At 33.8% G+C, this 14,786-nt stretch carries 8 protein-coding genes; 3 read left to right on the top strand and 5 right to left on the bottom strand.

Going from position 1 to position 14,786, the window contains the following annotated elements; all coding sequences use genetic code 11:
- Positions 1–132: 132 nt before the first annotated feature.
- Positions 133–6,171 carry a PAS domain S-box protein gene (locus LQ189_RS08785; protein WP_230155869.1) on the top strand — a complete coding sequence of 2,013 codons (6,039 nt, stop codon included), beginning with the start codon at positions 133–135 and terminating at the stop codon, positions 6,169–6,171.
- 102 nt (positions 6,172–6,273) lie between these two features.
- Here the strand turns inward: LQ189_RS08785 and LQ189_RS08780 are convergent, their stop codons facing one another.
- From LQ189_RS08780 to LQ189_RS08765, 4 genes are all read right to left on the bottom strand, one after another.
- A complete protein-coding gene (locus tag LQ189_RS08780) occupies positions 6,274–7,113 on the bottom strand; it encodes a methyltransferase domain-containing protein (RefSeq protein ID WP_230155868.1) in 840 nt (279 codons plus the stop codon).
- Between the two features lie 75 nt (positions 7,114–7,188).
- Positions 7,189–8,604: a rhodanese-like domain-containing protein gene (locus LQ189_RS08775; protein WP_230155867.1), complete on the bottom strand. Its 1,416-nt coding sequence runs from the start codon at positions 8,602–8,604 to the stop codon at positions 7,189–7,191.
- 74 nt (positions 8,605–8,678) lie between these two features.
- Positions 8,679–9,470 carry a sulfite exporter TauE/SafE family protein gene (locus LQ189_RS08770; protein ID WP_230155866.1) on the bottom strand — a complete coding sequence of 264 codons (792 nt, stop codon included), beginning with the start codon at positions 9,468–9,470 and terminating at the stop codon, positions 8,679–8,681.
- Between the two features lie 38 nt (positions 9,471–9,508).
- Entirely contained in the window at positions 9,509–10,138 is a 630-nt protein-coding gene (locus LQ189_RS08765; protein WP_230155865.1) for a Crp/Fnr family transcriptional regulator, read from the bottom strand.
- A gap of 262 nt (positions 10,139–10,400) precedes the next feature.
- On the opposite strand from LQ189_RS08765, the gene LQ189_RS08760 reads away from it, so the two are divergent.
- Together LQ189_RS08760 and LQ189_RS08755 are read left to right on the top strand one after the other, a co-directional pair.
- Positions 10,401–10,712, top strand: coding sequence for a rhodanese-like domain-containing protein (locus tag LQ189_RS08760; RefSeq protein ID WP_086454053.1), 312 nt, complete (start codon positions 10,401–10,403; stop codon positions 10,710–10,712).
- Between the two features lie 50 nt (positions 10,713–10,762).
- Entirely contained in the window at positions 10,763–12,343 is a 1,581-nt protein-coding gene (locus LQ189_RS08755) for an NADP-dependent glyceraldehyde-3-phosphate dehydrogenase (RefSeq protein ID WP_230155863.1), read from the top strand.
- Positions 12,344–12,531: 188 nt separating this feature from the next.
- Here the strand turns inward: LQ189_RS08755 and katG are convergent, their stop codons facing one another.
- Positions 12,532–14,784 carry a catalase/peroxidase HPI gene (gene katG, locus LQ189_RS08750; protein WP_230155861.1) on the bottom strand — a complete coding sequence of 751 codons (2,253 nt, stop codon included), beginning with the start codon at positions 14,782–14,784 and terminating at the stop codon, positions 12,532–12,534.
- Positions 14,785–14,786 lie beyond the last annotated feature (2 nt).

The following is a 14,786-nucleotide window of genomic DNA, read 5'->3' as shown; positions in this document are numbered from 1 at the left end:
TTGTTTTTTTATATCGTTTGTTTAACTAGCTAGATGAGTATTTGGACGGCTAAGATGTAAGTTTCATCATTTAATTTTTTAATAGATTATTTTTTTTGTTATATTTAGCATTTACTTTAATACTAATGTTTTATGAATGAGGCTAATTACAGCTATGATGAATTGCTTATTTTAGTAAAGCAAAAAGAATTACAACTTCAAACCTTAATAGAAAAAGAATCTTGTAAAAAAAACTTTGAACAATTGATTCATAGCTCACAGGATTTTGTGTGTGTTGCTAATGCCGATTGTTATTTTAAAGAAATAAATCCAGCTTTTGTTGCGGTTTTAGGGTACACAGAACAAGAACTTTTATCACAGCCTTTTCTAAATTTTATTCATCCTGAAGATCTTGAAAAAAGTTTAAAAGAAGTAAAAAGGCTTGGTACAGAAAAAGAATCAATAAACTTTGAAAATCGTTATGTAAAAAAAAATGGTGAGATTATTTCGATTCAATGGATTATTACCGTTTCTCATCAACATGGTCTAGCTTATGGTATAGGAAGAGACGTCACTTGTATAAAAAGAATTCAAGAGCAATTATTAGAAAGTGAAAAATTACTCAATGATGCCCAACATATTGCAAAATTGGGTAGCTGGAGATATGAGTTAGACACCAAAGAAATGTTTTGGTCCAAGGAATTATATACCATTTATGAATTAACAAAAGTCCCTTATCAAGATTTATATCAGGAATTTTTAAAAATCTTTTCATCCCAAGACGTTACTTTTTTTCTTGATAAAGTTAATCTAGCACTCATTGATAAGAAGGAATTTGATTTTGAACGAAAGGTAGTACTATCTAAAAATAATGAAAAATGGCTGTATGCTATAGTTACACCTCAAGTAGACCAATCAGGTAACGTAATTGCTTTTCACGGAACTGTTCAAGATATAACTGAAAAAAAGCGCATCGAATATGAAATTAAAAAACGTGAAAAAGTTGAGGTTGCTCAGCAGATACAATTAATTCAGCGAGAAAGTGATTTAAAATTTAAAAATTACATAGAAAATGCTCCAGATGGTGTATTTGTTTTAGATGAGTACGGTAATTATCTAGAAGTGAACCACGCTGCAACTGTGCTTTCTGGCTATTCCAGAGAAGAGTTGCTCACTAAAAAGTTTGGGGATTTATCAGGAATGGAAAATCATAAGGAGTATTATAGGGAATTTAAAAATTTAGTTGAAAAAGGAGTTGCCAAAAAAGAAATTCAAGCAATTTTAAAAGACGGCTCTAAACGATATTGGCAAGTTGAAGCAGTAAAAATTGCCGAAAATAGGTTTCTAGGTTTTGTAAAAGATGTTACAGAAAAAAAAGCTATTGAAGATAAAATTGCTCAAAACGAACGTCGTTTTAGAGCATTAATAGAAAATAATGTAGACATCATTTCCTTAGTAGATGAGAAATTAAACATCATTTTTAGGAGCGAGTCAGCACAAAGAGTTACTGGATGGTCACATGAAGATTTCGACAATATTTCAGTTTTTAATTTTATTCATCCTGATGATCAAAAAGAAATTCCATATCTATTAAAAAAAGCACTCAGTGAACCAAGTGCGCCCTTTTTTATTTCCTTACAATTAAAACACAAAAAAGGGCATTACATCTGGCTCGAAGGCTATGTAAACAATTTACTGCATGATCCTGATATAGGTGGAATTGTTATTAATTTAAGAGATGTAACATCTACTAAAAAAGCACAAGAATTATTAAATGAGGAACGCAATAAATTTCAAAAAATTGCCGCAACTTCACCGGGTTTAATATATTCCATGAGACAAAATAAAGACCAATCTTTGTCTTATACGTATGCTAGTAATGCCATTCAAGAAATTTATGGATTTCATTTTGAAGATATTGAGTTTGATACTTCAAAACTATTTGAGCGCATTCATCCAGATGATATTAATGATGTTATTGATAAGATAAAAATAACCAAAACCAAATTAGTACCACTCAAGACACAGTATCGTTATTTTCACCCGCAAAAAGGTTTGGTTTGGCATGAAGTTAACTCATTACCAGTATTGGAACCGGAAGGGACTGTAATTTGTCATGGTATTATTACAGATATCACTGATCGAATTCTAGCTGAACAAAAAATCATTAAAACCAATAGATTGTATTCATTTATAAGTCAAATGAATCAAATGATTGTGCGTACTACAGATGAGCAAACTTTATTTAGAGAAGCGTGTACAATTGCTGTAGAAATAGGTAAGTTTAAGCTGGCATGGATTGGTATGATTGATCCAGTTAGTGAAAAAGTACTTCCTGCCATGGTTGCCGGGGAGTATGAAAATTATGTTTCTGTAATCAAGACAATTTCTACAAATAAAAATATTCCTGCCGGTCAGGGGCCTATAGGAAGATCGGTTAATGATAAAAAGCATGTTGTTTGCAACAATATTGAGACTGATTCTTCAATGAACCTTTGGAAACAAGAGGCATTGAGTAGAAATTACAAATCTCTATTGGCTATCCCTATTAAGAAGTTTGGAAATGTAGTAGGAGTCATTACATTTTACGCTGGTGAGATTAATTTTTTTGATGATGAAGAGATTACTTTACTTATCGAGGCCACAGAAGATATATCTTTTGCACTTGAAATTTTTGAAAAAGAAACATTAAGAAAAAAAGCTGAGGAAATAATTTTTGAAAGTGAACAACGCTACCATACCTTAACAGAGGTTTCTCCTGTAGGTATTTTTAGAACTGACCCTATAGGGTATACCACGTATGTAAACCCATACTGGAGTCAATTATCAGGTTTGTCTTTTCAAGAAGCATTAGGAAATGGATGGTTTAGGGCGGTGCATCCGGATGATATAGTTAATCTTGCAGGTCGCTGGAATAACGATACAAAAAAATTAAGTTCTTCATTTTCTGAGTATAGATTTGTACGTCCAGATGGATCAATATCTTGGGTAATGGGCAAGGCTATACCAGAGCGAAATGTAAAAAATGAAATACTAGGTTACATAGGTACAATTACTGATATTACCGAGCGTAAACTTGCTGAGTCTGAAATTTTGAAAGAAAAACAGCTTTCTGAGGTTGTTATAAATAGCCTTCCTGGAATTTTTTACCTCTATGATGAAAAAGGTAAATTTGTAAAATGGAACCAAAATTTTGAAGAAATCACGGGATATAATGAAGAAGAAATTTTGAATATGAGTCCGCTTGATTTCTTTGATGACGATCAAAAAAAGAGACTCGCTCCCCGGATACAATCTATATTTGATACCAAACAAGGCAATTCGGATTTAAATAGTGAAGGTTTTGAGCTTGAATTCTTTACTAAATCTAAAAATAAAATTCCGTACTATGTAAACTCAAGATGTATTTCATACGAAGGTAAAAAATGCATTGTAGGGATGGGAGTAGATCTTACCGAAATTAAAAAAGCTGAAGAGAAAATTAGAGCTGCCAATGAGCGTTTTGAAATGATCTCAGCAGCTACAAATGATGCTGTTTTTGAAGTCAACTTAATTACAGGAGAGAGTTGGAATAATCAAGCATTTATTGATCTATTAGGTTTTGGTAGCACAATATCAAATGGTATCAATAATATGACTGTCTGGCGTTCAAAACTGCATCCAGATGATAGAGATAGAGTTATTGAAAAACTGGAAGAAACATATGCTGGAACTACTAATAATTGGTCTGATGAGTTTCGATTCATGAAAGCTGATGGAACCTATGGGATATTTTTTGACAGAGGTATAATTTCTAGAGATGAAGAAGGTAAAGCAATACTACTTAATGGTGCATTAACCGAAATTACTGAATTAAAGAATATCAAAGAGCAACTTATTAACAGTGAAGAGCGATATAAAAGTTTGATAGAGCAAGCCTCCGATGCTATAATGATCAGCAATAGTAAGGGTAAATTACTTGAAGTTAATGATAGCGCTTGTAAAATGCTAGGTTTTACAAAAGAGGAATTATGTACTAAGAATTTTGAAAACTTATACATTATAGATGATCTTGTCAAAAGACCAATAATCTTTAATGAATTGATAAATACAGAGCAAACATTGATGGAGTGCAATATGTTGCACAAAAATGGTGCTTCTATTGCTGTAGAGATTACAGCTAAAAAAATTGTAGACGGTAGAATTGTAGCTATTGTAAGGGATGTAAGTGAGCGTAAACAAATTGATGATGAGTTTATGCGCATGCACAAAAAAATGGAGGCTATACTTGGCGCAATTCCAGATATGCTTTTTGAAATTAATCTTGATGGTAAAATTTTTAATTATCATTCCCGAAGAGACGATTTACTTGCTGTACCACCAGAATATTTTTTAGATAAAAAGTTTTCGGATGTGCTGCCTGAATCTGCCTCAAACATAATTCTTGAAGCTATCAATGAAGCTTCGGTTGATGGATTTTCAGCGGGTAAGCAATACATTCTTGAGTTAGCTCAAGAAACACATTGGTTTGAACTTTCGGTTGCACCAATGAAAGAAAATTTAGATAACGAAATTCACTTTATTTGCCTGTGTAGGGATATTACTAAAGCGAAACAATCTGATATTGCATTCTTTAAAAGTGAAGAACGATACCGCGGATTATTGAATAACCTTGATGCAGGAATCATGGTATACAAACCTGATGCCTCCATTATTGTAAACAATCAAAAAGCAAATGAATTATTAGGACTAACCGATGAAGAGTTGAAAGGTATTTCTACTCATGATAGAAATCTTACTCTTTATGATGAATTTGGAAATGAATTGTTAGTTGAGAAATATCCAGTGAACCAAATTATTTCAACTAAAGCGTCCTTAAAAAACTTTAAGATGGGTGTAGTTCACACCTCTAGAAAAGAACCAATATGGGTTTTGGTAAACGGGTATCCTGACTTTGATCACTGTGGAGATATCAATGAAATTGTAATTAGTTTTATGGATATAACAGATCAAAAAGTGCTTGAAATGGAACTCCTTAAAGCTAAAGAATTAGCTGAAGCTGCAAACAAAGCCAAGACAGATTTCTTAGCTAATATGAGTCATGAAATTAGAACACCCTTAAATGGTATCATAGGATTTACACATTTATTAATGAAGTCTAATCTTAAGAAAAATCAAGCGGAGTATATGACCACTGTCAATGAATCTGCTACTTCATTAATGGATATTGTAAATGATGTTTTGGATTTCTCCAAAATAGAATCGGGTAAACTAGAATTGAATCTTGAAAAAGTAAATCTGTTTAAACTAACAAATCAAGTAATCAACTTGTTTAAGATTCAGGCCATCAAAAAAAATATTAACTTAATCCTTGATATTGATAAATCAGTGCCACAATACATCATTGCGGACTCTGTTAGACTCAAGCAAATTTTAGTAAACTTGTTAAGCAATGCAATAAAGTTTACTCATTTTGGAGAAATTAGATTGGACATTAGTCAAATTGATAAAAATAAAAAACAATCAGCAACAATTAAGTTTTCGGTTAAGGATACTGGTGTTGGGATTAAAACTTATAACAACGAAAAAATATTCAAATCCTTTGTACAAGAGGACAATTCTACAAATAGAAAGTTTGGTGGTACAGGATTAGGATTGGCTATCTCAAATCAGTTGCTAGCATTAATGGATAGTAAGTTAGAATTAATCAGTAAATACGGTGATGGTAGTGATTTTTACTTTGTAGTCAAATTTACAAGAGCGAGTTTCAAAAATGATTTAGACACACCAATTATTCCTAAAAATAATATCGTAACTAGCTTGCCGGAATGTATTTTAGATGATAAGAGAGTTTTGATTGTTGAGGATAATAAAATCAATATGTTGCTAGCTAAAACATTAGTGAAAAGAATCATTTCTAATTGTCAAATTTTTGAAGCCAAAGATGGTAACGAAGCTGTGGAACTTTATGAAAAAGAAAGACCTGATGTAATTCTTATGGACATACAAATGCCTAATAAAAACGGTTATGAAGCCACTGATGAGATTAGAAAATTTGAAAACTCTCAAGACATCCCTATCATTGCCATTACAGCAGGAATCATGGTAGGGGATAAAGAAAAATGTTTTGAAGCAGGAATGAATGATTATCTTCCTAAACCAATAATTCAAACAGATTTAGAGCGTGTTTTACAAGCTTGGTTAAAAAAATAACTTTCATCAATGAGGTTCTCAATAAAAAAGGTATTTGAACAGTCAAATACCTTTTTATAATTTACCTATTATGTTACAATATTAACTAGTAAAGCATATTTTCTAGGTAGTACTATGCGGTGCAATTGAATAACTAGCGTCATATATAAGCGCATCTTGAAGTTTTTCAATGGCCACTACTGAGTGACTTACAATGACAATTTCCTGGAAGTTTGTATTTATTGAAACTTGAACTACACCTTCAATTATAGTTAATTTTGATTCTATTGTTTTGGCACAGGTGGAGCATGTAACTCCGTTTAATTCATACAAGTTCACAATAACATTCGTCTTTTTTTCAAACATAAAAAACAACTCAGAGTTTGCTCTTGGCGCAACAGAATTTCTTGCTATTTCCATTTTTTGAATTTGGAAAGCATTTTCAAAAAGGCTTTCATATTCTTTTTGGCTTCCACCAAAGGGAGGTCCAGCTTCAAAATTTCTATTGAAAAGAAGTCCTGCTAAAACTCCATTTTTTGCCAGCAGCTGATGCATTTTCCAAAGGTATTTTTGCCTCATAAACGGTGGAATAGCACAAAAGAAGGTTTGCTCAATAATACAGTCATATTGACCAGAATGTGTAAAAAAATCACCTTGAATAATCTTTATGTTTGGATTGTTAGCATGTTTTTTTGTCAAGGCTGCCACGGGTGATGGTGCAATATCTATAACGGTAATGTTACTAAAACCATTTGCTAAAAGATATTCAGCCTCATAACTATTACCGCAACCCGGAATCAAAATACTACAGTCTTTATTGGTTATAGTATTTATAAATTCTTGAAGTGGTGGTGCTATGGTTCCCAAATCCCACTTTGTAGTTTGTGCAACATATTGCGATTCCCAATAATTTGCATCTTTGGGTTGCTCGCAGCTAACAATGCAACATTTTAAATCAGACATAGTTTTATTATATCAAATCAAATGACTTATCATTTTGACATAAATAAGATAGAATCAATTGATTATAGTTTATTGTTATTTTAATATTTTACTTTGGCAAACAAAATCTGTTTTGGGAATATTTGTTTTTGCAATGGCGTTAAATCCCCCTTCAATTTCGGTAAAGTTTCTAAAACCGCGAGCCTCAAGGATAGAAGCTGCAATCATACTGCGGTATCCTCCAGCACAGTGAATGTAAAAATGTTCTTTTGGGTCAATATCTTTAATCCAATCATTTATAGCAGCAAGTGGTTTATTATAAGCATCGTCTACGTGCTCTGCGCTATATTCAGTCTCTTTTCTTATATCAACTATTTTGCTTTCACCTATTTTTACTTCTTGTTCAAATTGTGCAGCCGAAATTCTATTGATTGTATCTATTTCATTTCCAGCATTAACCCATGCATCAAATCCTCCTTCAAGATGACCTAATAAGTTATCAAACCCTACACGGCTCAATCGAGTTACTGTTTCTTCTTCTTGTCCTACTTCACAAATTATCAATATAGGTTGTTGTACATCAGCCACTAGCGCACCTACCCAAGGAGCGAAATCACCGTCAATACCAATATTTATAGACTGCGGAATAAAACCTTTTGCAAAGACACCATTATTACGAGTGTCAAGAAGTAACGCCCCATTTTGCTCAGCACTGTTTTCAAAATCTTTTGGTGTAAGCGCTTGCATTCCTAAATTTAATACATTTTCAAAACTATCGTACCCTTTTTTATTCATGGCTACATTCATACCAAAATATGCTGGTGGAGGCAATAAACCATCTGTAACTTCTGCAATAAATTCTGCTTCAGTCATGTTTGCTCTTAAGGCGTAATTAGTTTCTTTTTGGTTCCCAATGGTAGAAACGGTTTCTTTACTCATGTTTTTACCGCAAGCACTTCCCGCGCCATGTGCGGGATACACAATAACATCATCTGCCAAAGTCATAATTTTATCACGTAGCGAATGGTACAAAGTAGCTGCAAGTTGTTCTTGTGTCATGTGAGCCGCTTTTTGAGCTAAATCAGGTCTTCCAACATCACCTATAAATAAGGTGTCACCAGAAAAAATGGCATGGTTTTTTCCGTTTTCATCAATGATTAAAAACGTAGTGCTTTCCATGGTGTGTCCTGGAGTATGCAACACCTTAATTTTCACATTTCCTAGAGTAAAAATTTGGCCATCCACAGCAGAGATACAGTCAAATTCGCAAGTTGCATTAGGACCATAAACAATAGGTGCATTTGTAGCACGACTTAAATCTAAATGTCCTGAAACAAAATCAGCGTGAAAATGCGTTTCAAAAATGTATTTTAATGTTACACCATCTCTTTGTAATCTGTCAAGATATGGCTGCGTTTCTCTTAATGGGTCTATAATGGCAGCTTCACCATTAGAAGTAATATAGTAAGCACCTTGTGCTAAACATCCTGTATATATTTGTTCTATTTTCATTTTTATAATTTATTTAGAGTACAAATGTACTTCTGTTTTTTAGTATTAACAGTGATATTTGTTACATAAAGTTTTTATTTAAAGAAAAATTCTTTGGTAATAATATAGATTCCCATAACAAGTACAAACCATCCAAATATAGGTTTTAGTTGTGCTCCATCTATTTTTTTTGAAAGCTGCAAACCAATGATCATTCCTATGAAGGCCATTCCCGATATCAAAAAAAGAATTGTATAATTTATGGGTGTACCAATGTATAAATCTCCACCAAAACCAATACTGGAATTGATGAAAATTATTAATAACGAGGTTCCTACTGCTTGTTTCATAGGTAAATTTGCAAAAAATAAAAGAGCAGGTATAATTAAAAATCCTCCACCAGCTCCCAGAAATCCCGTTACAATCCCGATTAGAAATCCAATGCCACTCAGCTGTAAATAATTAGTTTTAGTTGATGCGACTGCTATTAATTTAGACTTTCTAATCATGGCTAGAGCCGATGCAATCATTAAAACCGAAAAAACAGACATAATAAGAACATTTTTTGAAACTTGGTAAGAAGCAATCGTAAATAGGGTTGAGGCTATGTTAGGGAATATTACTTCGCGAATTATTAATATTGACATTACTGATGGTATGGCAAAATACAATGCCGATTTGATTTTTAAATTTCCCATCTTGTAATGACTAATACAGCCAAATAATGCCGTAACGCCCACAATAAAAAGGGAGTAACTTGTTGCAATTTCAGGGTCTATTTTAAAAAGGTACACTAAGATAGGTATAGTAAGTATGGAGCCACCACCACCAATTAATCCCAGTGAAATTCCAATTATGATAGACGCTATATAACCAATAATTTCCATAAATAGAGGTATTGAAAATAAACTATTCTCCTTTAAAATTATTTAGAAAGTAGTTCAATATTATTACGATGAAGCAACACAATTCCTCTTTGTTCCATTTTTTTTAACAATCTAGAAATTACTTCTCTTGAGGTATTTAAATCAGATGCTATTTCTTGATGCGATAGTTTAAGCTCTTTACAGCCGCAAGAAGTAGCGTGGCGTTGCAAATAAAATTCTAATCGTTCATCCATAGCTCTAAAGGCAATGCTGTCAATCACTTCAAGAACTTCTTCAAATCGGCTTCTGTAAGTATCAATAACAAATTCGTACCAGCTTCGGTGTTGCATCATCCATTTATCCATTAGTGGCAACGGAATCATCAGCAGTTCAACATCTTCAACAACAAGGGCCATAATTTGACTTTTTTCATTTTTAGTAGCACAAATCATAGAAATAGCACAAGCTTGTCCTGGTTGTAAATAATACATGAAAAATTCTCCTCCATTTTCATCCTCTCTATAAATTTTTATTTTTCCTTGAATAACCAGTACGGTACTTTTTATATACTGCCCCGTTCTCATAATTACAGATCCCACTGGATACGTTTGTATGACTGCATTTTTTTCTATTTCTTGAACTAAATCAGTTGAGAAGGATTGGAAAATTTTTTTTAGGGAGTCAATCATTTTTTAGGATTATATATTTTTTATAAAGGTAATCTAAACGCAAAAAACATCCATAGTTTTCAAGAGAATATTAAGATTAAAATACTCATTAACAGATTGTTAAAATTAATATTCCTATAGATTTTATAGGCTTTAAAAAGTTTGGTTTATTGATTTGATTATGAATATTTTACGCAATCGTTTTCTTAGGATTAATATCTAATTAACAATTAATTCAATAATTGTTTGATAAAAACATCGTATTTTTACAAAAAAGAACACTATGAATTTAACACAAGAAGAGTGGGTTTCTCAATATGAGGCCGACGAAAATACAGTAATTTTAGACGTAAGAACTGAAGATGAATTCAATGATGGTTTTATAGCTAATGCCATAAATATTGATATTCACAGAGGACAAGATTTTGTAACTGCCATTGAAGCTTTAGACAGAGATAAAAAATATTATGTTTATTGCAGGTCTGGTATGCGTAGTGCTAAAGCTTGCGAAATAATGAATCAGTTGGGTTTTGAGAATACCTATAATTTATTAGGAGGTATTTTAGATTGGGAAGGAGCGGTAGTAACGCCTTAATTTTTTTCATGGCATGCGCTTGATAGTTTCTAATTTTAAAACCTTAAAAAATGAATGTGATTCCCGAAGAATATCAGATTAAAAGTTTATTAAATCAAGACACCTATCTTGTTGATGGTGAATTAAAAAAGTGGGAGGGACAAACTACAGCCGTTTTCTCAACCATTTCTTCTACTAATGAATATGGACCTACTATTCTGGGGTCAATTCCATTTATGGGTGAAGAGGAGGCAAATGAAGCGGTACAAGCAGCAAGTAATGCCTATAACAATGGCCAAGGACTATGGCCAACCATGAAAGTATCGGATCGTATCAAGTGCATGACAAATTTTGTCAAGCAAATGAAAACTACTCGTGCCGAAGTAGTGAAATATTTAATGTGGGAAATAGGCAAGTCACTACCAGATTCTGAAAAAGAGTTTGATAGAACCGTGGAATACATTTATGATACTATTGAAGATTATAAATTATTAGATAGAAATTCATCCCGATTTACTAAAAGTCAAGGTGTAAATGCCATGGTGCGTCGTGGGCCGTTAGGGGTAGTATTGTGTTTAGGACCTTATAATTATCCTTTAAACGAAACTTTTTCATTGCTAATTCCTGCATTGATTATGGGTAATACTGTAATTTTTAAGCCAGCAAAACATGGTGTACTTTTAATTTCACCTTTGTTAGAAGCTTTTAGAAATAGTTTTCCAAAAGGAGCCATCAATATTATTTACGGTAGAGGTCGCGAAGTAGCTTCGCCAATTATGAAATCTGGGAAAGTGGATATTTTGGCGTTAATAGGGAATAGTAAATCAGCTATTGCACTTCAGGATCAGCATCCAAACAAAAACAGATTGCGATTAATATTAGGACTTGAAGCAAAAAACCCAGCCATTATTTTACCAGATGCTGATCTTGATTTGACGATTCAAGAATGTATAGCGGGTACATTATCCTTTAATGGACAGCGTTGTACAGCATTAAAAATAATATATGTTCATGAAAGTATTGCTGATGAATTTAACACTAGGTTTGCTGCCAAAGTTGATGCTCTCGCTTTTGGGAATCCTTGGGACAACGGGGTAATGTTAACTCCTTTGCCAGAAAAGGAAAAGCCAGCTTACATACAGGAGTTAATTGATGATGCAATTAAAAATGGTGCTACAATCCTCAATGAAAAAGGGGGTGAGCATATGCCAAATTATATTTTCCCAGCAGTATTGTTTCCGGTGAATAAAGAAATGCGAGTGTACCATGAAGAGCAATTTGGTCCTGTTGTTCCTGTAATGACTTTCAAGGATATTCAAGAGCCATTGAACGATATGGCTGAGTCTAACTATGGACAACAAGTTAGTTTATTTGGTAGGGATATTAAAACCATTGCACCATTAATTGATAGTTTGGTAAATTTAGTATGTAGAGTAAATTTGAATAGTTCTTGCCAAAGAGGTCCTGATGTGTATCCGTTTACAGGTCGTAAGGATTCTGCGGTGGGTACTTTGAGTATTCATGATGCGTTGCGCTCGTTCTCCATTAGAACCTTTGTTGCCTCAAAGGATAATGAGTATAATAATGAAATATTACAAGCATTATTAAATAGTAAAGAATCAAATTTTGTGAACACTGATTATACTTTGTAATCCGATTTCATATTTATATTTAGCCATCTCCAAAAGATGGCTTTTTTTATGAATTTTATATTTTGGAATACTTCGTAATTTTTGTTTAAAAAAGGAACCAAGATTATGACGATTTTAATGTAAAATACTTTAATAAAAAAAGGTGATCTATTGCTAGACCACCTTTTAAACAAATTAAAATTCAATATTTACACTAAGTCAAAACGATCAAGGTTCATCACCTTAGTCCATGCAGCTACGAAGTCAGTTACAAATTTTTCATGTGCATCATGGTATCCGTAAACTTCTGCAAGTGCTCTTAATTCAGAGTTAGAACCAAAGATTAAATCAACTCTTGTTCCAATCCATTTTAATCCACCAGCCATTCTATCACTACCTACAAAAGCATCGTCAGATTCTGAAACGGCTTTCCAAGTAGTTCTTAAATCTAATAAGTTTACAAAGAAATCATTAGTAAGTGTTTCAGGTCTGCTTGTAAAAACTCCATTTTGAGATTTATCAAAATTAGTGTTCAATACGCGCATACCGCCTACAAGAACTGTCATTTCTGGAGCTGTTAATGTCAATAACTGCGCTTTGTCAATTAACATTTCCTCGGCAGAAACGGTATATTTAGTTTTTACATAATTTCTAAATCCATCAGCTTGTGGCTCTAAAACTGCAAACGACTCAACATCTGTTTGCTCTTGTGAAGCATCCGTACGTCCAGCGGCAAAAGGAACTTTAACTTGAATTCCTGCATTTGCTGCAGCTTTTTCAACTGCTGCATTTCCTGCTAGTACAATTAAATCGGCAATAGATACTTTTTTATCAGTATTATGAGAATTGAATTCATTTTTGATATTCTCTAACGTAGCTAAAACACGATCAAGTTGAGAAGGATTGTTTACTTTCCAACTTTTTTGTGGTTCTAGTCTAATACGAGCACCGTTTGCCCCACCACGCTTATCAGATCCTCTAAAAGTAGAAGCCGATGCCCATGCTGTACTTACAAGCTCTGAGATACTTAATCCAGATGATAAAACAGAAGCCTTAAGTGCTTCAACGTCTTGCTCGTTAATTAATTCAAATGTAACCTCAGGAACTGGATCTTGCCAAATTAGCTCTTCAGCTGGTACTTCGTTTCCTAAATAGCGTACTTTTGGCCCCATATCTCTATGAGTCAGCTTAAACCATGCTCTTGCAAATGCATCATTAAAAGCATCAGGATTTTCGAAAAAGTGACGAGAGATTTTCTCATAAGCAGGATCAACGCGTAAAGATAAATCGGTTGTAAGCATCATTGGTTGGTGCGTTTTTGATTCATCATGAGCATCAGGAATTGTTCCCGCACCGCCATTTCCTACTGGCTTCCATTGATGAGCTCCTGCAGGACTTTTTGTTAATTCCCATTCAAAGCCAAATAGGTTTTCAAAATAATTATTACTCCAGTTTATTGGTGTAGTAGTCCAAGCTCCTTCTAGTCCACTAGTAATAGTATCTGCACCATTTCCTGTACCATACGTATTTCTCCAGCCTAAACTTTGTTCTTCAATAGATGCGCCTGCTGGTTCAGCGCCTACATATACATTAGGATCAGCAGCACCGTGAGTTTTTCCTAGTGTGTGTCCTCCTGCAATCAAGGCAACTGTTTCCTCATCATTCATAGCCATGCGTGCAAATGTCTCTCTAATGTCACGTGCTGCTAATAGTGGATCTGGATTTCCATCTGGTCCTTCTGGGTTTACATAAATAAGCCCCATTTGTACAGCAGCCAAAGGATTTTCTAACTCACGATCTCCTGAGTAACGGCTGTGTGGTTCTGTACTTAAAGACAACCATTCTTTGTCTGGTCCCCAATAAATATCTTCTTGTGGTTCCCAAACGTCTACACGACCTCCAGCAAAACCAAACGTTTTAAATCCTGCTGATTCTAAGGCACAGTTCCCCACTAATACCATTAAATCTGCCCATGAAACTTTGTTGCCATATTTTTGTTTTATGGGCCATAACAACAAACGAGCTTTGTCTAAGTTGGCATTATCTGGCCAGCTGTTTAATGGTGCAAATCTTTGTGTTCCAAAACCAGCTCCACCACGACCATCTGCAATACGGTATGTTCCTGCACTGTGCCAAGCTAAACGTATAAAAAAGGGACCGTAGCTTCCGTAATCTGCAGGCCACCAGTCTTGAGAAGTTGTGATAACTTCTTTAATATCATTTTTTAAAGTCTCTAAATCTACTTTTTTGAATTCTTCGGCATAATTAAAGTTGGCTCCCATGGGATTGTTCTCTAATGAATTTTGACGCAGAATTTTTAAATTAAGTTGGTTAGGCCACCAATCACGATTTGTTTTACCGTGAGTAGTGCTTTGTTTTGGAGCAGATGTTGAAGCTCCAGAGAAAGGACATTTACTCTCTCCGTTAACATTGTAAGAGGTTGGTTTTGCATTATTTTCCATAG

The organism is Flavobacterium sp. CECT 9288 (assembly GCF_918731615.1).
Taxonomy (GTDB): domain Bacteria; phylum Bacteroidota; class Bacteroidia; order Flavobacteriales; family Flavobacteriaceae; genus Flavobacterium.
The sequence above is the reverse complement of the archived record's forward strand: the minus strand, read 5'-3'. Positions and strand labels throughout refer to the sequence as shown.